This window comes from Peterkaempfera podocarpi (assembly GCF_042466665.1).
Classification (GTDB): Bacteria; Actinomycetota; Actinomycetes; order Streptomycetales; family Streptomycetaceae; genus Peterkaempfera; species Peterkaempfera podocarpi.
This window is the reverse complement of sequence record NZ_CP162102.1, coordinates 2205937-2230455: the sequence shown is the minus strand read 5'-3', so window position 1 is coordinate 2230455 and position 24519 is coordinate 2205937. Positions and strand designations below refer to the sequence as shown.

Sequence of the window (24519 nt, the reverse complement as noted above, 5' to 3'; positions counted from 1 at the left end):
CCCGCAGGAACGGGAAATCCGGGTGCCCCGGCACCCATGACGCACCGCCAGATCATGGAGGCGCTCTCCGGCCTCCTGCTCGGCCTCTTTGTGGCGATCCTGTCCAGCACCGTGGTCTCCAACGCGCTGCCCCGCATCGTCACCGCCCTGCACGGCAGCCAGTCCGCCTACACCTGGGTGGTCACCGCCACCCTGCTGGCCACCACCGTCTCCACTCCGATCTGGGGCAAGCTCGCCGACCTGACCAGCAAGAAGCTGCTGATCCAGCTCTCCCTGGGCGTCTACATCGTGGGCTCGGCCCTGGCCGGCCTGTCGCAGAACACCGGGATGCTGATCAGCTGCCGGGTGGTGCAGGGCCTGGGCGCCGGCGGACTCACCGCGCTGGCCCAGGTCATCCTGGCCACCATGATCCCGCCGCGCGAGCGGGGCAAGTACAACGGCTACCTGGGCGCGGTCATGGCCGTCGGCACCATCGGCGGCCCGCTCCTCGGCGGTGTCATCGTGGACACCTCCTGGCTCGGCTGGCGCTGGTGCTTCTACGTCGGCGTCCCCTTCGCCGCGCTCGCCCTGGTCGTGCTGCAGCGCACCCTGAAGCTGCCGGTGGTCAAGCGCCGGGTCAAGGTCGACTACCTGGGTGCCGTGCTGGTCAGTGCGGCGGTCAGCCTGCTGCTGATCTGGGTCTCGCTGGCCGGGGCCAGCTTCGCCTGGGGCTCCTGGCAGACCGCCCTCATGGTGGGCGGTGCACTGGTGCTGGCTGCGCTGTTCGTACGGGCCGAGACCAGGGCCGCCGAGCCGATCATCCCGATGCACCTCTTCAGGGGACGTACCGTCACCCTGGCGGTGGTCGCCAGCCTCGCCGTGGGCACCGCCATGTTCGGCGCCACCGTCTTCCTCAGCCAGTACTACCAGATCAGCCGTGGCAAGTCGCCGACGGTCTCCGGGCTGATGACGCTGCCGATGATCGCCGGGCTCTTCCTCTCCTCCACCCTCGTCGGCCGATTGATCACCGCCACCGGCCGCTGGAAGCGCTACATGGTGCTCGGCGGGGTGCTGCTCACCGTCGGCTTCGCCCTGATGGGCACCGTGCGCGCCGACACCTCGTTCGTGCTGCTGGGTGTCTATATGTTCCTGGTCGGCTGCGGTGTCGGTATGACGATGCAGAACCTGGTGCTGGCCGTGCAGAACACCGTGCCCATGCACGAACTGGGCGCCGCCAGCTCCGTGGTGGCCTTCTTCCGCAGCCTCGGCGGTGCGATCGGCGTCTCCGCGCTCGGCGCCGTCCTCGCCTCCAAGGTCGGGACGTACACCGCCGACGGACTGGCCGCCATCGGCGTCCGGAGCAGCGGCAGTGGCGGCTCGCTGCCCGATGTGCACACCCTGCCCGCGCCGGTCGCCCATGTGGTCGAGACCGCGTACGGGCACGCCTCCGGCAACATCTTCCTGATCGCCGCGCCGATCGCGCTGCTGGGCCTGGTCGCCATCGCCCTCATCCGTGAGGTGCCGCTGCGCAGCGGGCAGCCGGAGCCCAAGCCGGCCGACCGTGAGGCCACCGCGCCGGCCACCGCCGGCTGACCGGGGACGCCAGCCTCGGCAGCCCGAGGGCCAGGGACAGGCCGGGCCGCCGACCGGCGCACCGGAGGGCAAACGGTGCACCGAAAGGGCCGGGGCCGGACGCGATGCGTCCGGCCCCGGCCCTCGCCGCCGGCCCCTCAGGGCTGCGGCTCCCCGGCCTGCGCCGCCAGGACGGCGGCGGCCTCCCCGAGCGCCGCGACCAGCTCCTCGGCCCGGGGCCCCGCCGCAGCCAGCAGCTCGCGCAGCAGCGGTGTGGCGTCGACCGCCGGCACCGCGGCCGCCAGCTCCCTGAGCAGTGCCGTGGTGGAGACCAGGTTCCGCCGCCGGTCCCGGGGGTCGGGTGCGGCCTCCAGCAGCCCCCGGTCGCGCAGCGCGGCCACCACGGTGGAGATCCGGCTCTGGGCGAACCCGCACCGCCGGGCCAACTCGCCCACCGCCAGCCCGTCCTGCCCGTGCAGACAGCGCAGCACCACCAGCTCGGTCGGCGACAGCGGTTCCGAGCCGGTGGGCTGCATGGCGTGCACGGCCGCGGCGGACAGCGCCCGCCCGAAGAGGTGCAGTTCGGCGAGGTTCATGACGCCAGTCTGCTGGGTGGGCGGCGGCTCAGCTTGCGGAGCCCACGTCCTCGGCCAGCGCCTGCTGCTCCAGGCGGTCCTGCTGCGCCTGGTCCGGGGTGTGGCCGGCCGCCTCCGCGGCCTGCGCCCGCTCGGCGTCCGCCAGCAGGGAGTGCCCGGTGGCCAGCACGCCGATGCCGATGACGACCGCGGCCGCGCCGACGTAGAACGGCGCATGGACGCCGTAGTGCTCGGCGAGCTTGCCCGCCGCGTACGGGGCGAGGCCGCCGCCGATGAAGCGGACGAACCCGTAGGCGGAGGAGGCGGTGGGGCGCTCGACGGGGGAGACCGTCATCACCGCCTGGGTGGTGATGGTGTTGTTGATGCCGATGAAGGCGCCGGCCACGATCACCGCGGTGATCAGGGTCGCCCGGGAGTCGGTGAACAGGCCGATCACCAGGATGTCCACGGCGAACAGCGCCAGGTTGAGATAGAGGGTGCGGGCGATGCCGAAGCGGGCCTGCAGCCATGGCGCGCCGAAGACGGAGAAGAGGGCGACCAGCACACCCCAGCCGGTGAAGACATAGCCGAGCTGGTGGGTGCCCAGACCCATCGGGTAGGGCGCGAAGCCCAGCACCGTGAAGAAGCCCCAGTTGTAGCAGAGCGCGGTGAGGCCCATGGTGAGCAGTCCGCGGTGGCGCAGCGCCTTCAGCGGGTCCAGTACCGAGGCCCGCCGGGCCGGTGCGGGGGTGGGCTGCACCAGGACCACGGTGGCGACCAGGGCTGTGGCCATCAGTACGGCGACGCCGAAGAACGGGCCGCGCCAGCTGATCGAGCCGAGCTCGCCGCCCAGCAGCGGGCCGACCGCGATGCCGACGCCCAGCGCGGTCTCGTACAGGATGATCGCGCCGGAGAAGCCGCCGCTGGCCGAGCCCACGATGACCGCCAGCGAGGTGGCGATGAACAGGGCGTTGCCCAGCCCCCAGCCGGCCCGGAAGCCGACGATGCCGCTGATGCTGCCGGAGGAGCCGGCCAGTGCGCTGAACACCACGATCAGGGCCAGGCCGGCGATCAGGGTGCGCTTGGCGCCTATTCGACTGGAGACGAAGCCGGTGACCAGCATGGCGACGGCGGTGACCACCAGGTAGCTGGTGAAGAGCAGCGACACCTGGCTGGGTGTGGCGTGCAGCTGGGAGGAGAGGGCGGGCAGGATCGGGTCGACCAGGCCGATCCCCATGAAGGAGATCACGCAGGCGAAGGCCACGGCCCAGACGGCTTTGGGCTGCCGGAAGGGGTTGGGTGCTCCGGGGTGAGCGGACACGGGGGGACTCCAGACTCGAGTGCTGTGTGACGCCTCGTCAGTCGGCCGGGCGGCGGTCCGCCTCCGGGAACCCGGCCTCGACCGCCACCGCCACCAGCCGCTCCAGGGCTGGCAGTGCACCGGCGGCCGCGGCCGCCAGTGCCTCCCGGTCCTCGGCGGGAAGGGCTGCGAGCAGTGCGGCCAGGCGCTCGGTGCGTGCCCGGCGGCGGTCGGCCAACAGCTCCCGTCCGGCGTCGGTGACGGCCACCAGGACCACCCGGCCGTCCGCCGGATCGCTGGTGCGGCGGACCAGGCCCTGCCGCTCCAGGCGTTGGACCAGCTGGGTCATCGACGGCTGGCTGACCCCTTCGTCCGCGGCCAGGGCGGTCAGTCGGGCCGGGCCGCCCCGGGCCAGGCGGCCGAGGGTGGAGGCCGTGGTGAAGCTGATGTCCCGGGGCGTCAGATGACGGACCGCGAGGACCGCCAGCTGCTCCAGGAATGCGGCGTCTCGTCGCCGGCCGGCTGGACGTCACTCATGGCGGATTTATATCACGCACCTATATAGGCTGACTATGCTTCTCTTCGGCCGCCGCGACTGCCGCCCCGGCCCCCCGGGCGGCGGCGGGACAGAGGTTCACCCAGGGGGAACGGGCCGTTCCGCCAGGGCCGTTGGGCCCTTATCATCGCTGCGGCAGCCATACGCCACCGTCCTCCGGGAGGCGAAGTGAGCGAGCAGTCGTCCGGCGAAGGCACGATCGAGGGCTATGGCTACACCCAGGAGCTGCAACGCTCGCTGGGCTTCCGCGACCTGCTGGTCTACGGACTGGTGTTCATGGTGCCGATCGCGCCGTTCGGCATCTTCGGCGGTGTCTTCGCAGGCTCCGGGGGCATGGTCGCCCTGGCGTACGCGGTGGGCATGCTGGCCATGATGTTCACCGCCGCCTCCTACGCCCAGATGTCCCGGGCCTTCCCGATGGCCGGCTCGGTCTACAGCTACGCGGGGCGCGGCATCGCGGCACCGGTCGGCTTTCTCGCGGGCTGGATGATCCTGCTGGACTACGTCCTCGTCCCGGCGCTGCTCTATCTGATCGCGGCCGTGGCCATGCACTCGCTGGTCGGCTCCGTCCCGGTGTGGCTGTGGCTGCTGGGCTTCGTCCTGCTGAACACCGCCGTCAACTACCTGGGCATCACCATGACCGCCCGGATCAACAAGGTGATGCTGGCCGGCGAACTGGCCGTACTGGCCGTCTTCCTGGTCGTCGGTGTCATCGCGCTGGCCCAGGGCAAGGGCAACGGCTTCAGCCTCCACGCCTTCTACGACCACCGCACCTTCTCCTGGTCGCTGGTCTTCGGGGCGGTCTCCATCGCGGTCCTCAGCTTCCTCGGCTTCGACGGCATCTCCACCCTCGCCGAGGAGAACCGGGAGTCGGCCCGCGCCATCGGCCGCTCCATGGCCGCCGCACTGGGCCTGGCCGGACTGCTCTTCATCGCCCAGACCTGGGTGGCGGCGATGCTGGTGCCGCACCCCGCGCAGCTGATCAGCGACGGCGACCCGGACGGCACCGCCTTCTACGACGCCGCGCGGGCCGCCGGAGGCGCCTGGCTGGGCACCCTCAGCGCGCTGGCCACGGCCATCGCCTGGGGATTCGCCAACTCCCTGGTCGCCCAGGCCGCCACCTCACGGCTGCTCTACGCCATGGCCCGCGACCGCCGGCTGCCCGCCTTCCTCGCCCGGGTCGACCCCCGCCGCAAGGTCCCGGTGAACGCCACCCTGCTGGTCGCCGCGGTCTCCCTGGGCCTCGGCCTGTGGATGAACGCCCGCTCCGACGGCATCACCCTGCTCGGCTCACTGGTCAACTTCGGTGCGCTGACGGCGTTTCTGGTGCTCCATGTCTCGGTGGTCGTCCACTATGTGGTGCGCAGGGGGAGCCGCGACTGGTGGCGCCATCTGCTCGCCCCGGCGATCGGCTTCGCCATCCTGGTGTACGTGGTGGTCAACGCCAAGGTGGCGGCCCAGCGGCTGGGCTTCCTCTGGCTGGCCGTCGGAGTGGCCGTACTGCTGGTGCTGCTCGCCACCGGGCGCCGGACCGACCTGGAGACCACCGCCGTCCCCGCAACGGAGGAGCAGCCTTGAGCGACCTCGACGTGGTCCGTCTGGACCCCGCCCCCGACCGTTTCTGCTACGCCTTCGGCGGCCGGGAGCCCGTCCTGCGGGTGCGGCCCGGCACCGTGGTCGAGCTGTACACGGAGGACTGCTTCGGCGGTCTGGTGCGCTCCACCTCGGATCTGCCCAGCCAGGTCTGCACCTTTCCGTACCTCAACCCGGTGACCGGTCCCATCCATGTCGAGGGCGCCGAGCCCGGGGACACCCTGGCGGTGCACTTCGCCGACATCGCCCCCGCCCGCGACCAGGCGTTCTCCGCCACCTTCCCGCACTTCGGCGCGCTGACCGCCACCCATGCCACGGCGATGCTGCACGAGCCGCTGGAGGAGGTGGTCTGGGTCTACGAGATCGACCGCGCCCGGGGCACCTGCCGGTTCCGCCCCCGGCTCGACGGCACGGGGCCGGAGGTCGAACTGCCGCTGGACCCCATGCACGGCACCGTGGGCGTCGCCCCGGCCGCCGGCGAGGTCATCATGAGCATCACCCCGGGCGCCCACGGCGGCAATATGGACACCCCTGAGCTGCGCGCCGGCACCACCCTCTACCTGGGCGTCAACGTCCCCGGAGCGGCGCTCTCCCTCGGCGACGGCCACTGCCGGCAGGGTGAGGGCGAGGTCTGCGGCACCGCTGTGGAGTCGGCGATGAACACCGCCGTGGTCATCGACCTGATCAAGGGCGGCGGCCCGGCCTGGCCCCGGATCGAGAGCGACGCCTTCCTGATGTCCACCGGCTCCACCCGCCCGCTGGAGGACGCCTACCGCATCAGCCAGCACGACCTGGTCGGCTGGACCGCCGGGCTGACGGGCCTGCACCGGCTGGACGCCTACCAACTGGTCAGCCAGACCGGGCTGGCACCCGCGGGCAATGTGGTGGACACCAACTACACCATGGTGGCCAAGCTCCCCAAGACCGTCCTCGGCGGCACCCGGGCGTACGACGGCCTCCATGACCACCTCCGAGACCGGGCCGCGGAGTATCTGCGGCAGCGCTGAGACGCCGTACGGCAAAAGCGGTTGCCAGGGTTTGTAACGTCTCTGCTGTGACAGACATCGAGGGCCTGCTCGCGGCCTATGACGAGCAGATGCGCGGAGCGGTGCCCACCCCGCCGGCCGGGGTGGGCTATGAGCAGGACGGGCCGCTGCTGCGCGTCGTCGGCCAGTTCCGCGGCCTGGTGACCGGTCCCCCCGATCCCGGCGTGCGCGGCGCCGAGCTCGACCGGCTGATCGCCCGTCAACGCGACTACTTCGCAGCCCGGGGGGAGGCGGTGGAGTGGAAGCTCCGGGGTCACGACCGGCCTGCCGACCTCACCGACCGCCTGCGCGCCGCCGGCTTCGTCCCCGAGGCCCAGGAGACCGTCCTGATCGGCCGTGCCGACGAGCTGGCCGGGGAACCCGTCGTGCCGGACGGCGTCGTCCTGCGCCAGGTCAGCGACGACCGGGACATGCGCCGTATCGCCGCCCTGGAGTCCACGGTCTGGGGCCAGGACATGAGCTGGATCGGCGACGACCTGAGCGCGCGGATCTCCGCATCCCCCGACGAGATCGCCGTCCTGATCGCCGAGGCCGAGGGGGAGGTGGTCTGCGCCGCCTGGCTGGTCCTGCGGGAGGGGACGGAGTTCGCCGGTCTGTGGGGCGGCTCCACGCTGCCCGCCTGGCGGGGCAGGGGGATCTACCGCGCGCTGGTCACCGCCCGCGCCCGGCTCGCCCTCGCCCGCGGGGTCACCTATCTGCAGGTGGACGCCTCCGACGACAGCAGTCCGATCCTGCGCCGGCTCGGCTTCCACGCCGTGACCACCACCACCCCCTATGTCTGGACACCGCCGCAGCCCTGAGGGGCCCTGCCTCAGCAGAGGATGCCGAGCGCCCCGGGGAGCACCCGCGCGGTGACCGGGAGGACGGCGTCGACCTCGCCGTCGATCCCGTAGGGGAGGGGGCGGTCGGCCTCGATGCGGATCTCGCGGCCGCGCAGCACCTCCACCTCGGGGCGTTTGGTGTGGGTGCCCGACTTGAGCTCGTTCATGACCGCGAAGAAGAGCAGCCTGGACGTCTCGCGGATGACGACCACATCGAGCATGCCGTCGTCGACCCTGGCCTCGGGGGCGATGCGGCGCCCGAAGCCGTAGAAGGCGGAGTTGGCGGCGACCACGGTGAAGCCGCGCCGCTCGTGCAGCACGCCGTCCACGGTGATCCGGTAGTCGGCGTGCCGCCAGCCGAGCACGGCCCGCAGGCCCCCGAGGTAGTAGGAGGCGGCGCCGCGCAGCAGCCGGGTCTCATTGGCGTAGCGGTTGGCCACCGCGTCCACGCCGGCGTACACGCTGCCCAGCCCGACCGTGGTCGGGCGGCCCGGGGAGGTGACCTCGACGGCGTCGATCCGCCGCGGTTCGCCGTGCAGCAGCAGCCGCGCGAGGTCGGGGGCGGTGGACGGCAGCTCCAGCGCCCTGGCGAAGTCGTTGCCGCGGCCGGCCGGGACCAGCCCGAGCAGGGCGTCCGTACCTGCCAGCGCTCCGCCGACGCAGCCGGCCATGCCGTCGCCGCCGACGGCGAGGACGACCCGGCCCTGGCCGGCGGCCTGCCGGGCGACCTCCCGGGCGTGGTCGAGGCCGCGGCTGTACTCGACCTCGACCTCGGCCCCGGCGCCGCGCAGCAGCCCGGCCAGCGGGAGCAGCGCCGCAGCCCCGGTGGACCCGCCCGCAGTGGGGTTGACGACGGCGGTGAACTGTCGCATGGCGTATGCCTCCGAGGGCGGTTGGCGGCGGATCAGCGGGACGGGAGGAGGATGCCGGGGTTGAGGATGCCGGCCGGGTCGAGCACGGCCTTGACGGCGCGCAGCGCCGCCACCCCCAGCGGGCCGACCTCCTGGGTGTACCACGCCCGGTGGTCGGTGCCCACGCCGTGGTGGTGGCTGATGGTGCCGCCGGCCGCGGCGATGGCGTCGCAGGCGGCGGCCTTGGCGGGGGCCCAGTGGGCGACCGGGTCCTCGCCCTGGGCGGAGACCACGGTGAAGTAGAGCGAGGCGCCGGTGGGGTAGACGTGCGAGATGTGGCACATCACCAGCGGCGGGGTGCCGGCCGCGGTGAGGGTCTCGGTGAGGGCCCGGCGTACGGCGTCGTGCAGCGCCGGGATGCCGGACCAGAAGGCGGCGGTCTCCAGCGTCTCGGCGAAGGCGCCCGCGTCCAGCAGGGAATCGCGCAGATACGGCGCGGAGTAGCGTCCGCGGGCCCAGTGCTCGCCCGGCGCCTCGCCCAGCGGCTCGCCGCCGCAGTCCAGCAGCACGGCCCTGGCCTGCTCACGGCGGCGGGCGGTGTCCTCGGCGGTGCCCTCGAAACCGGTGACGGCGAGGCAGCCGCCCGCGGAGGGGCCGTCGTCCGCGGCGCCGATGGCGTCCGGGCGGGCCAGGCCGACCATGGTCTCGGTCTCGTCGGAGAGCCGCAGCACGGTCGGCAGCGGACCGTCCTGGGCGAGCCGGCGCAGCGCCGCGGCGCCCGCCTCGAAGGAGGGGAACCGCCATCCCTCGTAGACCCTGGTCGCGGGCAGCGGGTGGATCCGTACGGTCACCGAGGTGATCACGCCCAGGGCGCCCTCCGAGCCCAGCACCAGCTGGCGCAGGTCCGGACCGGCGGCGGAGCGCGGTGCCCGGCCGAGGTCGAGGGTGCCCTCGGGGGTGGCGACGGTGAGGCCGACGACCATCTCGTCGAACCGGCCGTATCCGGCGGAGGCCTGGCCGCTGGAGCGGGCCGCGGCGAACCCGCCGACGGTGGCCCACTCGAAGGACTGCGGGAAGTGCCCCAGGGTGAAGCCCTGCTCGGCCAGCAGCGCCTCGGCCTCCGGGCCGCGCAGGCCCGGCTGGAGGGTGGCGGTGCGGGAGACCGTGTCCAGGGCGGTGAGCCGGTTGAGGCGGCGCAGGTCCAGGGCGACGAAGCAGCCGTCGGCCTCGGGGGCCAGGCCGCCGACCACCGAGGTGCCGCCGCCGAAGGGGACCACGGCGATCCGGTGGCGGGAGCAGGCCTGCAGTACGGCCAGGACCTGGTCGTGGTCGGCAGGCAGCAGTACGGCGTCGGGGGCGGCATCCAGCCGTCCGGCCCGGATCTCCAGCAGGTCCGGGGTGGACTTGCCGCGGGTGTGCCGGATCCGGCTCTCGGGGTCGGTGCGCAGCTGCTCCGGGCCGCCGACGGCCTCGGTGAGGGCGGCGAGCGCGGAGCCGGTCAGCCGGGACGCGGGGACGGCGCCGGCGGCGAGGTCCGCCAGCTCGGCCGGCGGGGTGCTCGCGGGCTTCACCCCGAGCAGGTCGCGCAGCAGGCCGACCACGGCCTCGGGCAGCGGGGCCGCCTTGGCCGGGTCGCCCCAGCCGCTCCACAGCATCTCCAACGGAATGCACTCCCCTTCGCCGGTCCGGCTTGTGGGTTACACTGTTACACATGACGCCTAATCGTCACAATGGAACGGACGACGATGCCGTGCTGGACGCGGCCCGCGAGTGCGTGCTCGCCGTGGGGGTGCGCCGGACCACCCTCACTGATGTCGCCCGCCGCGCGGGCGTCTCCCGGATGACCCTCTACCGGCGCTGGCCCGATGTCCGCACCGTGGTCGGCGATCTGATGACCCGTGAGTGGATCGCGGTCGCCCTCGGCGCCGCACCGGCGCCCGACCCGGCCCGCCCCGCCCGGGAACGGCTGGTCGAGGGACTGGTCGCCGGGGTGCGGGCGTTCCGCGCCCACCCCCTCTTCCGCAAGATCCTGGACGTCGACCCCGAGCTGCTGCTGCCCTACGTCCTGGACCGGCGCGGCGCCAGCCAGGACACCCTGCTGGAGTTCCTCGCCGACGCCCTGCGCGAGGGGCACGCCGACGGCTCCGTCCGGCGCGACCACCCCGTGCGGCAGGCCCGCGCCGTCCTCCTGGTCGCCCAGTCCTTCACCCTCTCGCTGCGCACCATGACCGACGACGCCGACTCCGACCTCCACGCCGAAGCCTTCCTCGGCGAGCTGAGGCACATCCTGGAGAGGACCCTCGCACCATGAGCAGCAACCCCCGCACCCCGGACGGCTCCTCCCTCGGCGCGGCCCGGCGCAGCCGCGAACTGGCCGAGCTCGCCGGCGCCGCCGCCCCGGTGGACGTCCTGGTCGTCGGCCTCGGCGCGACCGGCGCCGGGGTCGCGCTGGACGCGGCCTCCCGCGGGCTGACGGTCGCCGCCGTGGACGCCCACGACCTGGCCTTCGGCACCTCCCGCTGGAGCTCCAAGCTGATCCACGGCGGGCTGCGCTACCTGGCCTCCGGACAGCTGGACGTCGCCCATGAGAGCGCGGTGGAGCGCGGCATCCTGATGGAGCGCACCGCCCCGCACCTGGTGCACGCCCAGCCCTTCGTGCTGCCGCTCACCCCGCTGGTCCCGCGCCGCAACGCCGCCCTGGCCTGGAGCGGACTGCGGGCCGGCGACCTGCTGCGCGCCTCCGCCCGCACCGCCCGCGCCACCCTGCCGGGACCACGCCGCCTCTCCGCCGTGGAGACCCTGGAACTCGCCCCCGGCCTGCGCCCCTACGGGCTGCGCGGCGGACTGCTCTCCTGGGACGGCCAACTCGCCGACGACGCCCGCCTGGTGACCGCGGTCGCCCGCACCGCAGCCGCCCACGGCGCCCGCATCCTGACCCGCGTCCGCGCCCTCGCCCTCAGCGGCTGCGGCGCCCTGGTACGGGACGAGCTCACGGGGGAGCAGCTGGAGATCAGGGCCCGCGCCGTGGTCAACGCGGCGGGGGTCTGGGCCGGCGGCCTGGTCGGCGACATCCGGCTGCGCCCCTCCCGGGGCACCCATCTCGTACTGCGCTCCGACGCCCTCGGCGGGATGCGCGCCGGACTGCACATCCCCGTCCCCGGCGAGATCAACCGCTTTGTGCTGGTGCTGCCGCAGGGCGACGGCCGGGTGTACGTGGGGCTCACCGACGAGCCGGTCGACGGGCCGATCCCCGACGTTCCCGAGGTGCCCGAGACCGACATCGGCTTCCTGCTGGACATCCTCGGGTCGGCACTGGACGTGCCGCTGCGCCGCAGCGATGTGGCCGGAGCCTTCGCCGGACTGCGGCCGCTGCTGGACTCCGGGGGCGCGGACGGCGAGCGCACCTCCGACATCTCCCGCCGCCATGCGGTGCTGACCTCGGCCGAGGGCGTGGTCACCGTGGTCGGCGGCAAGCTCACCACCTACCGCAGGATGGCCCAGGACGCGGTGGACGCCGCCGTCGCCGCCCGGGGCCTGACCGCCGGCCCCTGCCGCACCGCCCGCCTGCCGCTGGTCGGCGCCGCCGCCCCCGGCACGCTGGCCGCGCTGGCTGCGCCGCGCCGCCTGGTCCGCCGCTACGGCACCGAGGCACCTGCGGTGCACGCCCTGGCCGTCGCCGACCCCGGTCTGGGACGGCCGGTGGTGGCCGGTCTTGATGTCACCGCGGCCGAACTGGTCTGGGCCGTACGCCATGAAGGGGCGCTGGACGAAGCCGACCTGCTCGACCGGCGGACCCGGATCGGCCTGGTTCCCGCCGACCGCGACGCCGCGCTGCCCGCCGCCCGGGCGGCCCTCCGGGAGCTGCCGGAGCCCAGCCGCCCGCGCTGACCCGCGGCCGGGCGGGGGCCCCCAGGGCCGCCCGCTGAGCCGGCCGGGTGCGGCGGCTGCTCGGGCGACGCGCCGGCACCCCGTTCAGCCGGCGTCCTCGTCCACCACCCCGTCCAGATAGACCCAGGCGCCCTCATGGCGGACGAACCTGCTGTTCTCATGGAGCTCGCCGCCCTGGCCGCCCTGGGAGCAGTAGGCCCGGAACTCCACGGTGCCCTCGCTGTGGAACGGCCCCCCGTCGCTGCCGCCGACCACCTCCAGCCGCAGCCACCGCAGCCGCGGGTCGAGATCGACCCGCGGCGGCCGGGTGCGGGGATGCCAGCTGCGCAGCAGATAGGCCTCGTCGCCGACCGCGAACGCGCTGTAGCGGGACCGCATCAGCTGCTCCGCGGTGGCCGCCGCAGCCTCCCCGCGGTGCAGCCGGCCGCAGCAGTCGGCGTAGGAGGCGGGCAGTCCGCAGGGGCACTCCTGCGGGGCGGCGGGGGCAGCGGCGGCGGTGCGCCTGGGGCGGGAGGTACGTCGGGCCATGCGGCCATTGTCGCCTGCGGCCCCGCCGGGCCGGTGCCCGCCTCAGCCGGTGCCCGCCTCAGTCGGAGCCCGCCTCAGCCGGTGCTGTCGGACAGCCCGGTGACCCGCAGGGTGATGTTGAGCCGGCCGGCGGCCAGCCCGGTGGCGGCGGGGTCGCCCGTACCGGGGCGGATCCGCGGCACCCCGTGGTAGGCGAAGCGGGAGGGACCGCCGAAGACGAAGAGGTCCCCGGAGGCCAGCTCGACGTCGGTCCACGGCCGCCCCCGGTGCTCGGTGTTGCCGAACCGGAAGACACAGGTGTCACCGATGCTCAGCGAGACCACCGGGGCGTCGCAGCGCTCGTCCTTGTCCTGGTGCATCCCCATGACGGCCCGGGCGTCGTAGAAATTGACCAGGGCGGTGTCCGGGGCGTAGCCGTCGCCCGCGGAGGGGTCCGGAGAGGCGTCCACCAGCGCCTGGCGGCCCAACTCGGCCAGCCAGCCGGGGAAGTCGGCGACCCGGCCGCCCCCGCAGTCCACCGCGGTGCGGGTGTACCGGTAGGGGCTCCAGTGCCAGCCGATGCAGACCGTCTGCACCGACATCACACCGCCCCGGGGCAGCCGGGTGTGCCGCATCGGCACCGGGCCGGCCGCCCAGCCGCGGCAGGCGTCGACCAGCTCCCGCTGCTGCTCCGCAGGGAGCCAGCCGGGCAGGTGCACGGCGCCGGGTGCGACCTCCCGGCGCTGCCCGCCGGCCGGGTCGAACAGCGGCAGTGTGCTCATGCGGTGCTCTCCCGGGCTGCTCGCGGTGGTGGGTCCATGGTGGCCCATGCCGCGGCCGGGCGGCGGGCCGGGCGGACGGGACGGCTGTGCCGCGCGAGGAGCGGCGCCGCACCTGGTCGAGAATGGGCAGCACGGATCGGCCATCGGACTCGGGGAGTGCGGTCGCGGGCATGGGACGACGGGTACGGCAGGCTTGGGCAGCGCTCTGGGACCGCTTCACGGCCTCGGACCCGGGGCTGATCAGGCTGCTCGCGGCAAGCAACACGGTCGGCGGCATCGTGCTGCTGCTCGCGGGGCTGGCCGCGGTGGACACCCCGGTACCGCTGCTGGTGGTGGGTGCGGTGACCACGCTGGCGTGCTCCTTCGCGGCCGGTGAGACCAGGCTGCGGGACCAGGCGGTGACCCAGGCGCTGGGCCTGCCCACCGCGCTGCTCTCGGTGGCCCTGGCCGCGGTGCTGGTCTCCCACCGGGTCGTGGCGGACCTGGTCTTCATCGCGCTGATCTTCATCGCCGTCTATGTCCGCCGCTACGGGCAGCGCGGCACCGGTCTGGGCATCATCGCCTTCCAGCTCTTCTTCGTCTCCCAGTTCGTCCAGGCGAGACCGGCGATGCTGCCGCAGCTCTGCGCAGTGGTGACGGCCGCTTTTGTGGCCGGGGGGATCGTACGGTTCGGCATTCTGCGGGTCACCCCCGAGCGGACCCTGCGACGGCTGCAGCACGCCTTCCGGGTGCGGCTGGGCCGGGTACTGGACGCCCAGGCCGACGCCGCGGCCCAGGGCGCCGCCGCACCGCTGCCCGAACGCACCGGCGTCGAGCTGCGCCGCAGCACCGCCCGGCTGCACGAGTGCGCGCTGATGATCCAGAGCCGGCTGGAGTCGGGCACCCCCGACGCCGCCACCGCCGGACTGGTGCAGCGCCGGGTCGCCGAGGCGGAGATCGCCGCGGAGCGGCAGGGCATCCTGCTGCTGCGCGCACTGGAGCAGGGCGGCGAGCGGCGCGACTACACCCTGGACATGCATCTGCTCAGCGGACTGCCCGAAGGCCCGTGGGCCCGGCCGACCGGCCCGGACGCGGCCCGGCCCGAGGTACCCACCCCGTCCGACGCCGCGGCGCTGCGGACCCTGGAGCGGGAACTGCGCGCCCTGCGGCTGCTGATCGCCCGTCCGCGGGCGCAGCGCCGGGGCACCGGATACGCCGTGGTCCGCAACCGGCTGCTGGGCTACCGCGACGACCAGCGGCTGCCGCAGGCGGCGCCCGCCGTCCGCGACGCCTTCCGGGCGGTCGGCGAACTCGCCCGGGCCATGCTCGGCCTCCATGTCGCCCTGGACCGGGACGGCGACCTGGCCGACGACAGCCCCGAGACCGCGCGTTCCCGCGAGGAGCTGGAAGCCGAGGACGCCAGCCTCACCGCCGCGGAACACGACCAGCCCGCGGAGGGACCCGGTACCGGCGGTCTGCGCCGCCCCACCACCCGGGCCGCCTGCCAGGTCGCGGTCGGCTCCGCGCTGGCCATCCTGGGGGGTGAACTGCTCTCGCCGCAGCGCTGGTACTGGGCCGTGCTCACCTGCTGGGTGGTCTTCATCAACACCGCGTCCACCGGTGAGATCATGATCAAGGGCTACCGGCGGCTGATCGGCACCGTGGTGGGCGTCGTGGCCGGACTGGCGCTGGCGGTCCCGGTCGGCGGCGACCCCTGGCTGGCCTTTGCGCTGGTGATCGTCTGCATCTTCGGGATGACCTTCACCGCGCCGCTCTCGTACACCCTGATGTCCTTCTTCGTCACCATGATGCTCGGCCTGCTCTACACCCTGCTGCACACCTTCAGCACGGGGGTGCTGGTGCTGCGCATCGAGGAGACCGCCCTGGGCGCCGCCTCCGGGCTGATCGCCGCCGTGCTGGTGCTCCCCGTCGACACCGGCAGACGGACCGATGAGCAGCTCGTCCAGGTGCTCCGGCGCCTGGACGAGGTGTTCGCCGCCGCCGTCTCCCGGCTCAGCGGCACCCCCGCGGGACCCGGCGCCGAGCCGTCCGACGGCGACCTGCTCACCGCGGCCCGCGCCCTGGACACCGCCCTGGACGGCCTGCGCAGCGCCGTCACACCGCTCACCCACCCCGTCAGCCCGCTGCGTGCCAGGCGCCGCACCGCCCGCTATGTGGTGGGACTTCTGGAGACCTGCGCATACCACGTCCGCAGCCTGGCAGCCGTCGCCGAGCAGCTCCCGGAGAGCCTGCGGATCGGCGCCGACCCCCGGTTGACCGGTGCCTCGGTGCGGGTCCGCGGCAATCTGCAGACCCTGATCCGCTGCGCCCAGGGCAACCGGGAACGCCACCCCCTGGAGACCGGTCCCAACATCGCCGCGCTGCTGGGCGACCGGGCCGGGGGCACGGTGGCCCTGCGGGTGCTGCGCCACCTCCAGCGGCTGGACGAGGCCATCCTCGGCCTGGCCCGGCCGCTGGGCCTCACCACCGTGTCCGCCGGCGACGAGGCCCAGCGCGACCCACACCAGGACGTCCCCGTGTGACCGGGGCGCCCGGAGCGGGGCCGGGGCTCAGCCGCGCGGCTCCAGCACCTCGGCGAGACGGCGCCAGCCGGCCCGCGGCAGGCCGCTCCGGCCGCTGCCGTCGACCACCTGGAGCGCCACATGGTCGGCCCCCGCCGCATGGAACTCGGCGACCCGCTTGCGGATCTCCTCCGGCCCGCCCCAGACCACCACCGCGTCCACCAGCCGGTCGCTGCCGCCGTCGCGGAAGTCGTCCTCGCCGAAGCCCAGACGCTCCAGGCTGGCGGTGTAGTTGGGCAGCACCAGGTAGCGGGAGAGGATCGCGCGGCCGAGGGCGCGCGCCCGCTCCGGATCGGCCTCCAGGACCACCTTGAGCTCCGGCGCCAGCAGCGGCTCCGGCCCCAGCGCCTCCCGGGCCTGCGCGGTGTGCTCGGCCGTCACCAGATAGGGGTGCGCCCCGGCGGACCGCTCCGCGGCCAGCGCCAGCATCCTGGGGCCGAGCGCGGCCAGCACCCGCCGCTCGGCCGGCACCGGCTCGGGCGCGGCGTCCAGCGCGTCCAGATAGGCCCGCGTCGCGGAGAAGGGCCGCCGGTAGTCCGCCGCCAGCTTGGCGTGGCTCGCCCCGATCCCCAGCAGGAAGCGGCCGGGACGGTCACGCTCCAGCGCCGCGGTCTCCGCGGCCACCGCGGCTGCGTCGTGCTGCCAGATGGAGATGATGCCGGTGGCCACCGTGACGGCGGAGGTCGCCTCCACCAGTCGGCGGCCGTGCGCCACCGAGCTGCTGCTGCCCAGCCAGAGGGCGCCGAAGCCCAGCTCCTCCAGCTCCGCGGCCGCCTCCCGGATCTCCCCGTCGACGGCCGGGTCGTCGGAGCGCAGCTCCGCGCTCCAGATGCCGAACCGTCCCACTGCCTGCTTGAGCGACATGGCTGAGCGTCCCCTCGTTGTTCGGTTGTCTCCGCGGGCGGCAACCTCTCCCGTGCGGTGAATGTTCCCGGGACGGGCACGGCCGCGGCGGTCTCGCCTGGCGGGCGGCGGATGCCCGCTGCCCGCCCGATCCCGCACAATTTCCCCCATGAGCTTCCAGATCACCGCCGCCGCGCCGGAGCACCCCGGCCTGCTCCTCGAACTGCCGTGGCAGGTGCCGCTGGAGGAATGGCCCGCCGAGCAGCTGGTCGCGCTGCCCCGTGGTATCTCCCGGCATGTGGTGCGGTTCGCCAGGGCCGGCGGCGAAGTGGTGGCGGTGAAGGAGGTCGGCGAGTTCAACGCGGTCCGCGAGTACGGGCTGCTGCGCGACCTGCACCGGCTGGGGGTGCCGGCCGTGGAGCCGGTCGCGGTGGTGACCGGCCGCACCGACGGCGGGGTCGAGGCACTGGAGCCGGTGCTGATCACCCACCACCTCAAGGGCTCGATGCCCTACCGCGCGATGTTCGAGACCACGATGCGGCCCAGCACCGTCAACCGGCTGCTGGACGCCCTGGCGGTGCTGCTGGTCCGGCTGCACCTGGTGGGCTTCGCCTGGGGCGACTGCTCGCTGTCCAACACCCTCTTCCGCCGGGACGCCGGCGCCTACGCGGCCTATCTGGTGGACGCGGAGACCGGCCAGCTCCAGCCCCAGCTCAGCGACGGCCAGCGGGCGTACGACATCGAGATCGCCCGGGTCAATGTCGCGGGGGAGCTGATGGACCTGGAGGCGGGCGGCTCACTGCACCCCTCCGTCGACCCGGTCTCCTTCGGAGACGCCCTGGCGGCCCGCTACGCGGACCTGTGGCACGAGCTCACCCGCGCGTCGGTCTACTCCCGCAACTTCCGTCACAAGATCGACGACCGCATCCGCCGTCTGAACGAGCTGGGCTTCGACGTCGCCGAGATGCAGATCCAGCACTCCCCGGACGGCGCCAAGGTCACCATCCTGCCCAAGGCCGTCGACGCCGGGCACCACCAGCGCCAGCTGCTGCGCCTCACCGGCCTGGACGCCGAGGAGAACCAGGCCCGCAGCCTGCTGAACGACCTGGAGACCTACACCGCCCACCAGGACGACTACCTGCCCGGCGACCCGCTGAGCGCCAGCCGCGAGGTGGTGGCCCACCGCTGGGTGCGGGAGGTGTTCCGGCCCACGGTGCGGCTGGTGCCGAAGGCGCTGCGCGCCCGGATGGACACCGCCCAGCTCTACCACGAGATCCTGGAGCACCGCTGGTACCTCTCCGAGCAGCAGGAGGGCGACGTGGGCCTGGAGCACGCGGTCGAGGACTATGTGCGCAACGTCCTGGTGCACCTCCCCGACCCGGTGGCCGCGCTGGAGGACTGAGCACCGCCGTACGTCGGTGCACGCCCACGGGCGGCCCGCGGTGGTCGGCCGTCCCGGCGGCGGCAGCGGGCGTACGCCCCGGGGCGGCCACGGAAGCACCCGGACAGCCGCGCGTCCCGGTCGGCACGGCAGCGGCTGTGTCCGTGCCGACCGGGACGCGGCGGACCCCGGTCGCGGTGGCTCAGTCCACCGGGGCCACCCGGCGGCCGGTGGCGGCGTCGAGGACGGTGATGGCCTCCACCGGGCAGTACTCGGCCGCCTCCGAGAGGCCGTCGGACGGAGCGGTGGTGTCGCGGAGGGGGCGGGACTTGCCGTCCGGGCCCAGCTCGAAGTCGCCCGGAGCGGCACCCGCGCACAGACCGGTGCCCACACAGCGCTCCCGGTCGACCCGGACCACCAGTTCCCCGGCCGTACCCGGGCCGCCGGGGCCGCTCACCAGACCACCGTCAGTCGCTGCGGGCTGCGGGTGATGCTTCCCCGCCGCCAGTCGATGGCCTCGACCGGTTCGGCGAGCCGCAGGCCCGGCAGCCGGGCCGAGAGCCGGTGCAGGGCCAGCTGCATCTCCATCCGGGCCAGCCAGGCCCCCAGGCAGTGGTGCGGTCCGGCGCCGAAGGTCAGGCTGGGGGCGGGCAGCGGCGCGAACAGGTCACCGAACTGGCCCTCGGCATAGACCTCGGGATCGCGGTTGGCGATCTGGCTCTGCACGGCGACCACCGCACCGGCCGGAATGGTCACGCCGCCGACCTCCACCGCCACCGACGCCCGGCGCGCGGTGCCGGGCAGCTCCCTGGGCTCGCCCAGCGGAATGGACCGCAGCAGCTGCTCCACGGCCACCCCGGCCGCCTCCTCGTCCGCGCCCAGCCGGGCCCAGCTCTCCGGGGCCTCGCTGAGCAGGTACACCAGCGCATTGCCCAGGGACGTCATGGTGGTCTCATGGCCGCCCACCACCAGGCCGCAGACCAGGCTCACCAGCTGCCGTTCGGGGATGGAGCCCTCCGCCGCGGCCGCCGCCAGCAGAGTGCTCACCAGGTCCTCGCCGGGGTCCCGGCGGCGTTCGGCGATCAGCTGCGCGGCGAAGGCGCCGAACTCCCGCAGCGCAGCCCCCACCTCCTCGGGGGAGTGGCTGGAGTCGGAGAGCGCCAGATTGCTCCAGTGCCGCATCCGGTCCTGGTCCAGCCCGTCCAGAGCCATCAGCCGGGAGATCACCGCGACCGGCAGCGGGGTGCTGAAGCCGGCCACCGCGTCGGCCGGCGGCCCGCTCTTCACCAGGTCGTCCACCAGCTGCTCGACGACGGCGGCGACCCAGGGCCGCCAGCGGGCGACGGCCCGCGGGGTGAAGGCGCGCTGGACGGTGCGGCGCAGCCGCTGGTGGTCGGGGCCGTCCTGGTTGAGCAGGGAGTCGGGGTCGTCCAGCATGTTGGGTGTGCTGGTGAGCGGGGGTGCGTCCGGCGCGTACAGCAGTGCGCGGCCGAACGCCGGGTCGGTGAGGACCTGCCGGGCGTCGCGGTGGCGGCTCACCAGCCACACCGGGGTGTCGTTGGGCAGCGCGGCCTGCCGCGGCGGGCCCGGCTCGGCGAACCGGAGGCAGTGCAGGGGGACCAGAGGCTGCTCGGGGACGCTCTGGCCGGGGGTGACGGACATACGACCTCCTGGCCCTGAGGGCCTGGGAAACGACGGATGGCGCGTACCTGACGAAACGTTAGACTCGGGCCCCGCCCCGGGCCAGAAGCCAAAACCGGCCATGAACCGCGCCACGGATCGGGCCACGGATCGGGCTACGGATCGGGCTACGGATCGGGCCGCGGTTCGGGCCGTGGCCCGGCAGCCGGGCCACGGCCCGCCGCGGTCAGGAGCGCCGGCCGGGGCGGCGTCCGGGCGGCTGCTGGGGCTCCGGCCGGGCCGGCGGGGCGGGGATCGGAAGGGTCTGCGGATCCTTGCCGGCGACCGTGACCGGCTGCCCGTAGTGGGAGACCTCCAGGGGCGCGCCCTCCACCAGGGTGTAGACGGCGGCGTCGGCGGTGATCTCCACCCTCAGCCGCCGGCTGCGCACCACCACCGTGAAGGTCAGCCCGGCCAGCTTCTCCGGCAGCCGCGGTGCGAACGCCAGGGTGTCCGCATGGTGCCGCATCCCGCCGAAGCCGTAGACCAGCGCGATCCAGGTGCCGGCCAGCGAGGCGATGTGCAGCCCGTCGCGGGTGTTGTGCTCCAGGTCCTTCAGATCCATCAGGGCCGCCTCGCCCAGATAGTCCCAGGCCAGTCGCAGATGGCCGACCTCGGCGGCCATCACCGCCTGGCAGCAGGCGGACAGCGAGGAGTCACGTACCGTCAGGGCCTCGTAGTAGGCGAAGTTCCGGGCCTTCTGCTCGTCGTCGAAGGCCTCGGGGCGCAGCATCATCGCCAGCACCAGGTCGGCCTGCTTGACCACCTGCTTGCGGTAGATGTCGAAGTAGGGGAAGTGCAGCATCAGCGGGTACTGGTCCGGCCGGGTCCCGGCGAAGTCCCACGCCTGGTGCCCGGTGAAGCCGGCGGACTGCTCGTGCACCTCTGCCGTGGCGCTGTACGGAATCGTCATCGCCTCGGCCGCGTCGCGCCAGGCGGACGTCTCCTCGTCGTCCACCTTCATCGCCGCCCCCAGGTCGGGGTGGCGCTCCACGATGTCGGCGGCGGCCCGCAGGTTGGCCTGGGCCATCAGGTTGGTGAAGGTGTTGTCGTCCGAGACCGCGCTGTACTCGTCCGGCCCGGTCACCCCGTCGATGTGGAACTGCCCGCGGTGGTCGTGGTGCCCCAGCGAACGCCACAGCCGGGCGGTCTCCACCAGCAGTTCCACCGCGGTGTCCCGCTCGAAGGCCTCGTCGGCCGTGGCCGAGAGATAACGCACCACCGCGTCCGCCACATCGGCGTTGACATGGAAGGCCGCGGTGCCGGCCGGCCAGTACGCGGAGCACTCCTGGCCGTCGATGGTCCGCCAGGGGAAGGTGGCACCCTTCAGGCCCAGCTGGGCGGCGCGCTCCCGGGCGGCGGGCAGGGTGGACTGGCGCCAGCGCAGCGCCTCGGCCACCGCGCCCGGCGAGGTGTAGGTGAGCAGCGGCAGCACAAAGGTCTCGCTGTCCCAGAACGAGTGCCCGTCGTAGCCGGAGCCGGTGAGGCCCTTGGCCGGGATGGCCCGCTCCTCGGCCCGGGCGCCGGCCTGGAGCACATGGAAGAGCCCGAACCGCACCGCCTGCTGGATCTCCGCGTCCCCCTCGACCTCGACATCCGCCCGCGCCCAGAAGTCGTCCAGATAACTGCGCTGCTGGTCCACCAGCCCCTGCCAGCCCGTGGACGAGGCCCCGGCCAGCGCCGCCTCCGCCTGGTCCCGCACGGCCGGCTGGGAGCGGACCCCCGACCAGCCGTAGGAGACCAGCTTCTCCAGCCGCAGCGCCGAGCCCGGCCTCAGCACCGAGGTGACGGTGAGCCGGGCCACGTCCGGGCTGCTCTCGCTGGAGGTGCGGGTGGTGTCCGGGCCGCTGATGACGTGGTCGGCCGCGGCGGCCACCCGCAGACCGCTGCGTGAGGTGCAGTGCAGCAGCCGCATCCGCGCGCCGTGGGCGTAGTTCTCCTCGGCGCCCAGCGGCGACTCCAGCGCCGCCGACACCCGCGGGTCGCCGGCGCCCTGGGGGAGCTGCTCATTGGCGACCAGCTCGGACTGGACCACCACCCGCACCTCCTCGTCGAGCGGCTCCACCTCGTAGGCCACCGCCGCGATCGACCGCTGGGTGAAGGAGACCAGCCGGGTCGAGCGGACCTTCACCGTGATGCCGGCCGGGGAGGTCCATACGCAGGTGCGGTGGAGCAGCCCGCTGCGCAGGTCCAGCACCCGCTCGTGGGAGTGCAGCTTCCCGTAGCGCACATCGAACGGTTCGTCGTCCACCAGCAGCCGGATCACCTTGCCGTTGGTGACGTTGATGACCGTCTGGCCGGACTCCGGGTAGCCGAAGCCCGCCTCCGCGTAGGGCAGCGGACGTAGCTCGAACACCCCGTTGAGATAGGAGCCGGGCAGCCCGTGCGGCTCGCCCTCGTCGAGGTTGCCGCGCCAGCCGACATGGCCGTTGGAGAGCGCGAACACCGACTCGCTCTGCGGCAGCACATCCAGGTTGAGTTCGGTCTCGCGCAGGACCCACGGCTCGACCGCGAATGCGGGATGGGTGATCACGCCTTCTCCTCCAGCAGTTCGGCGAGGTCCTGCACGACCGTGTCGGCGCCGTGCCTGCGCAGCTCCTCGGCCTGTCCGACCCGGTCCACGCCCACGACGAAGCCGAACGCGCCCGCCCGCCCGGCGTCCATCCCGGCGAGGGCGTCCTCGAAGACCGCCGCTGCGGCCGGCTCCGCGCCCAACTCCCGGGCGGCCTCCAGGAAGGTGTCGGGGTGCGGCTTGCCGGGCAGTTTGCGCTCCGTGGCGACCACGCCGTCGATCCGCACCTCGAAGAGGCCCTCGATCCCGGCCGACACCAGCACATCACGGCAGTTGGCACTGGAGGAGACCACAGCGGTGCGCAGACCCGCCGCGCGTACCGCCTCCACGAAGCGGACCGAGCCGGGGTAGGCCTCCACGCCCTCCTGGCGGATCTTCGCCAGCACCAGGATGTTCTTGCGGTTGCCCAGACCGTGCACGGTGTCGCGCTCCGGGGGATCGTCGTCCGACCCCTCCGGCAGTTCGATGCCGCGCGAGGCCAGGAAGGTACGGACCCCGTCGGCACGCGGGCGTCCGTCGACGTACTCGTCGTAGTCGGCCACCGGGTCGAAGGGGCGGAATCCCGCGCCGTCGCGACGCCGCAGGAAGTCGTCGAACATCTCCTTCCAGGCGGCGGCGTGGACGACGGCGGTCCTGGTGAGCACACCGTCGAGATCGAACAGGCAGGCCCGGACGGTGTCCGGCAGACCGAGTCTCGTCATGCCTCCACCCCTCCCCCGGCCCCGCACCCCGCATGCCCCCGCCCGCTCCGGACCACCCGCCCGCCCAATCCCGGCGCGGGTGCCACGGCCGCGGACCGCGGTCAGCCGGCCGGCCAGCCGGCGGGGGAGGACCAGGCGGCCAGCTGCCGCCGGCTCTCGAAGCGGCGCGGCTCCCCGGTGAGCGGGTCGGTGAACTCCAGGACCCGGGCGAGCAGTTGCAGCGGCCGCCGGAAGTCGTCATGGGCCGGCTCCGGCAGCACCAGCGGGTACACCGGGTCGCCCAGGATGGGCAGCCCCAGGCCGCTCATGTGCAGCCGCAGCTGGTGGGTGCGGCCGGTGGTGGGCAGCAGCCGGTAGCGGCCCAGGGTGCTGCGGCGCTCCAGCAGCTCGATCCGGCTCTCGCTGTTGGCCGGGCCGTCCTCCTCGCGGGCGGCGATCACCCCGCGCTCCTTGACGATCCGGTTCCGTACCGTGCGGGGCAGCTCCAGACCCGCCCGGTACGGCGCCACCGCCTCGTACTCCTTGCGCACCAGCCGGTCCCGGAAGAGCGTCTGGTAGGCACCGCGCAGCTCCGGCCGGACCACGAACATCGCCAGCCCGGCGGTGAGCCGGTCCAGCCGGTGCGCCGGGCTGAGCGCGGGCAGCCCCAGGTCGCGGCGGAGCCGGGCCAGGGCGGTCTCGGTGACATGGCGGCCGCGCGGCGTGGTGGCCAGAAAGTGCGGTTTGTCGACCACGACCAGCTGCTCGTCGCGGTGCAGCACCTCCACCGGGAACGGCACCGGCGCCTCGGCGGGCAGCTCGCGGTGGAACCAGAGGAACGCCCCCGGGACGAAGGGCGCGTCCGCCGCCACCGGCCCGTCGACCCCGACGATGGCCCGGTCCCGCAGCATCGCGTCGATCCGGTCCGTGCCCGCCGCGGCCAGTCGCTCCACCAGGTGGTCGCGTACGGTCGCCCACGGACCCTCGGGGGGCAGCCGCAGCCGGACAGGGTCGATCCCGTCGCGCTGCGGCAGGGGTGCGGGCGGCACCTTGGGCTTGCGTCTCATCGCCGCAAGCCTACGGTGCCGGACGACCGCTCCCGGCCGACAGACACCCGCGGAACGGCCCTGCGACGGGGCGGAGCCGGGCGTCCGCGCTGTGGGTCCCTTCGGGACCCTCCGAGCCCTGGCGCGCGTCCGCCTGCACCGGCCGCCCGCAGTGCCGGCCCGAGGTCCCGCTCCACCAGGTCCAGGCGAAGGACGGCGACCCGGGATCGCGCCACCACCCGCGCTCTTCGGCGCACGCGCATTCGGGGCACCGCCCAGCAGGGTG

General features: G+C 74.0%; 21 protein-coding genes. 8 read left to right on the top strand and 13 right to left on the bottom strand.

What is annotated here, in order from left to right; all coding sequences use genetic code 11:
- Positions 1-36 precede the first annotated feature (36 nt).
- Positions 37-1572, top strand: a complete 1536-nt coding sequence (locus tag AB0761_RS09835; RefSeq protein ID WP_377268588.1) for an MDR family MFS transporter — start codon at positions 37-39, stop codon at positions 1570-1572.
- Between the two features lie 137 nt (positions 1573-1709).
- Here the strand turns inward: AB0761_RS09835 and AB0761_RS09830 are convergent, their stop codons facing one another.
- Genes AB0761_RS09830 through AB0761_RS09820 form a run of 3 tightly spaced genes read right to left on the bottom strand, consistent with a single transcriptional unit; the run spans position 1710 to position 3874 of the window.
- Positions 1710-2147, bottom strand: coding sequence for a MarR family winged helix-turn-helix transcriptional regulator (locus AB0761_RS09830; protein WP_377268587.1), 438 nt, complete (start codon positions 2145-2147; stop codon positions 1710-1712).
- 28 nt (positions 2148-2175) lie between these two features.
- On the bottom strand, positions 2176-3447 hold the full coding sequence (locus tag AB0761_RS09825) for an MFS transporter (RefSeq protein WP_377268586.1): 1272 nt from the start codon (positions 3445-3447) through the stop codon (positions 2176-2178).
- Positions 3448-3484: 37 nt separating this feature from the next.
- On the bottom strand, positions 3485-3874 hold the full coding sequence (locus tag AB0761_RS09820; RefSeq protein WP_377273989.1) for a MarR family winged helix-turn-helix transcriptional regulator: 390 nt from the start codon (positions 3872-3874) through the stop codon (positions 3485-3487).
- Between the two features lie 276 nt (positions 3875-4150).
- Here AB0761_RS09820 and AB0761_RS09815 point away from each other — a divergent pair, with 276 nt between their 5' ends.
- From AB0761_RS09815 to AB0761_RS09805, 3 genes are read left to right on the top strand one after another with little or no spacing between them, the layout of a single operon-like run.
- Positions 4151-5560, top strand: a complete 1410-nt coding sequence (locus AB0761_RS09815) for an APC family permease (RefSeq protein WP_377268585.1) — start codon at positions 4151-4153, stop codon at positions 5558-5560.
- Positions 5557-6582, top strand: a complete 1026-nt coding sequence (locus AB0761_RS09810; protein ID WP_377268584.1) for an acetamidase/formamidase family protein — start codon at positions 5557-5559, stop codon at positions 6580-6582. The genes AB0761_RS09815 and AB0761_RS09810 overlap by 4 nt, the downstream gene beginning before the upstream one ends.
- 47 nt (positions 6583-6629) lie before the next feature.
- Complete coding sequence (locus tag AB0761_RS09805) at positions 6630-7421, top strand: GNAT family N-acetyltransferase (protein WP_377268583.1); 792 nt, start codon at positions 6630-6632, stop codon at positions 7419-7421.
- 11 nt (positions 7422-7432) lie between these two features.
- Here the strand turns inward: AB0761_RS09805 and AB0761_RS09800 are convergent, their stop codons facing one another.
- Together AB0761_RS09800 and AB0761_RS09795 are read right to left on the bottom strand one after the other, a co-directional pair.
- On the bottom strand, positions 7433-8314 hold the full coding sequence (locus AB0761_RS09800) for a diacylglycerol/lipid kinase family protein (RefSeq protein WP_377268582.1): 882 nt from the start codon (positions 8312-8314) through the stop codon (positions 7433-7435).
- Between the two features lie 32 nt (positions 8315-8346).
- A complete protein-coding gene (locus AB0761_RS09795; RefSeq protein ID WP_377268581.1) occupies positions 8347-9954 on the bottom strand; it encodes an FAD-binding oxidoreductase in 1608 nt (535 codons plus the stop codon).
- A gap of 50 nt (positions 9955-10004) precedes the next feature.
- On the opposite strand from AB0761_RS09795, the gene AB0761_RS09790 reads away from it, so the two are divergent.
- Together AB0761_RS09790 and AB0761_RS09785 are read left to right on the top strand one after the other, a co-directional pair.
- On the top strand, positions 10005-10604 hold the full coding sequence (locus AB0761_RS09790; protein ID WP_377268580.1) for a TetR/AcrR family transcriptional regulator: 600 nt from the start codon (positions 10005-10007) through the stop codon (positions 10602-10604).
- Complete coding sequence (locus AB0761_RS09785; RefSeq protein WP_377268579.1) at positions 10601-12181, top strand: glycerol-3-phosphate dehydrogenase/oxidase; 1581 nt, start codon at positions 10601-10603, stop codon at positions 12179-12181. The genes AB0761_RS09790 and AB0761_RS09785 overlap by 4 nt, the downstream gene beginning before the upstream one ends.
- An 84-nt stretch (positions 12182-12265) precedes the next feature.
- Here AB0761_RS09785 and AB0761_RS09780 read toward each other — a convergent pair whose 3' ends face one another.
- Both AB0761_RS09780 and AB0761_RS09775 read right to left on the bottom strand, forming a co-directional pair.
- Entirely contained in the window at positions 12266-12709 is a 444-nt protein-coding gene (locus AB0761_RS09780; protein ID WP_377268578.1) for a YchJ family protein, read from the bottom strand.
- A gap of 74 nt (positions 12710-12783) precedes the next feature.
- Positions 12784-13470: an alpha-ketoglutarate-dependent dioxygenase AlkB family protein gene (locus tag AB0761_RS09775; protein WP_377268577.1), complete on the bottom strand. Its 687-nt coding sequence runs from the start codon at positions 13468-13470 to the stop codon at positions 12784-12786.
- A gap of 170 nt (positions 13471-13640) precedes the next feature.
- Between AB0761_RS09775 and AB0761_RS09770 the strand changes: the two genes are divergently transcribed.
- Complete coding sequence (locus AB0761_RS09770) at positions 13641-15992, top strand: FUSC family protein (protein ID WP_377268576.1); 2352 nt, start codon at positions 13641-13643, stop codon at positions 15990-15992.
- A 27-nt stretch (positions 15993-16019) separates the two neighbouring features.
- On the opposite strand, the gene AB0761_RS09765 is transcribed toward AB0761_RS09770, so the two are convergent.
- The gene (locus AB0761_RS09765; RefSeq protein ID WP_377268575.1) at positions 16020-16895 is read right to left on the bottom strand and encodes an LLM class F420-dependent oxidoreductase; all 876 of its coding nucleotides are present in this window, start codon (positions 16893-16895) and stop codon (positions 16020-16022) included.
- Between the two features lie 148 nt (positions 16896-17043).
- Here AB0761_RS09765 and AB0761_RS09760 point away from each other — a divergent pair, with 148 nt between their 5' ends.
- On the top strand, positions 17044-18276 hold the full coding sequence (locus AB0761_RS09760) for a DUF4032 domain-containing protein (protein ID WP_377268574.1): 1233 nt from the start codon (positions 17044-17046) through the stop codon (positions 18274-18276).
- Between the two features lie 181 nt (positions 18277-18457).
- Here AB0761_RS09760 and AB0761_RS09755 read toward each other — a convergent pair whose 3' ends face one another.
- From AB0761_RS09755 to AB0761_RS09735, 5 genes are all read right to left on the bottom strand, one after another.
- Positions 18458-18712, bottom strand: a complete 255-nt coding sequence (locus AB0761_RS09755) for a ferredoxin (RefSeq protein WP_377268573.1) — start codon at positions 18710-18712, stop codon at positions 18458-18460.
- Positions 18709-19917 (bottom strand): cytochrome P450, encoded by a 1209-nt coding sequence (locus AB0761_RS09750; protein ID WP_377268572.1) that lies wholly within the window; start codon positions 19915-19917, stop codon positions 18709-18711. The genes AB0761_RS09755 and AB0761_RS09750 overlap by 4 nt, the downstream gene beginning before the upstream one ends.
- A 205-nt stretch (positions 19918-20122) precedes the next feature.
- On the bottom strand, positions 20123-22468 hold the full coding sequence (locus AB0761_RS09745; protein ID WP_377268571.1) for a glycoside hydrolase family 65 protein: 2346 nt from the start codon (positions 22466-22468) through the stop codon (positions 20123-20125).
- Positions 22465-23208 (bottom strand): HAD family hydrolase, encoded by a 744-nt coding sequence (locus AB0761_RS09740; protein ID WP_377268570.1) that lies wholly within the window; start codon positions 23206-23208, stop codon positions 22465-22467. Before AB0761_RS09740 ends, AB0761_RS09745 begins: the two co-directional genes overlap by 4 nt.
- A 101-nt stretch (positions 23209-23309) precedes the next feature.
- Complete coding sequence (locus tag AB0761_RS09735) at positions 23310-24254, bottom strand: pseudouridine synthase (protein WP_377268569.1); 945 nt, start codon at positions 24252-24254, stop codon at positions 23310-23312.
- Positions 24255-24519 lie beyond the last annotated feature (265 nt).

Bases quoted from the DNA above. Each gene is read 5' to 3' on its own strand.
- AB0761_RS09835 (WP_377268588.1), top strand. From the start codon at position 37: ATGACGCACCGCCAGATCATGGAGGCGCTCTCCGGCCTCCTGCTCGGC.
- AB0761_RS09830 (WP_377268587.1), bottom strand. From the start codon at position 2,147: ATGAACCTCGCCGAACTGCACCTCTTCGGGCGGGCGCTGTCCGCCGCG.
- AB0761_RS09800 (WP_377268582.1), bottom strand. From the start codon at position 8,314: ATGCGACAGTTCACCGCCGTCGTCAACCCCACTGCGGGCGGGTCCACC.
- AB0761_RS09790 (WP_377268580.1), top strand. From the start codon at position 10,005: ATGACGCCTAATCGTCACAATGGAACGGACGACGATGCCGTGCTGGAC.
- AB0761_RS09785 (WP_377268579.1), top strand. From the start codon at position 10,601: ATGAGCAGCAACCCCCGCACCCCGGACGGCTCCTCCCTCGGCGCGGCC.
- AB0761_RS09780 (WP_377268578.1), bottom strand. From the start codon at position 12,709: ATGGCCCGACGTACCTCCCGCCCCAGGCGCACCGCCGCCGCTGCCCCC.
- AB0761_RS09775 (WP_377268577.1), bottom strand. From the start codon at position 13,470: ATGAGCACACTGCCGCTGTTCGACCCGGCCGGCGGGCAGCGCCGGGAG.
- AB0761_RS09770 (WP_377268576.1), top strand. From the start codon at position 13,641: ATGGGACGACGGGTACGGCAGGCTTGGGCAGCGCTCTGGGACCGCTTC.
- AB0761_RS09765 (WP_377268575.1), bottom strand. From the start codon at position 16,895: ATGTCGCTCAAGCAGGCAGTGGGACGGTTCGGCATCTGGAGCGCGGAG.
- AB0761_RS09760 (WP_377268574.1), top strand. From the start codon at position 17,044: ATGAGCTTCCAGATCACCGCCGCCGCGCCGGAGCACCCCGGCCTGCTC.
- AB0761_RS09750 (WP_377268572.1), bottom strand. From the start codon at position 19,917: ATGTCCGTCACCCCCGGCCAGAGCGTCCCCGAGCAGCCTCTGGTCCCC.
- AB0761_RS09740 (WP_377268570.1), bottom strand. From the start codon at position 23,208: ATGACGAGACTCGGTCTGCCGGACACCGTCCGGGCCTGCCTGTTCGAT.
- AB0761_RS09735 (WP_377268569.1), bottom strand. From the start codon at position 24,254: ATGAGACGCAAGCCCAAGGTGCCGCCCGCACCCCTGCCGCAGCGCGAC.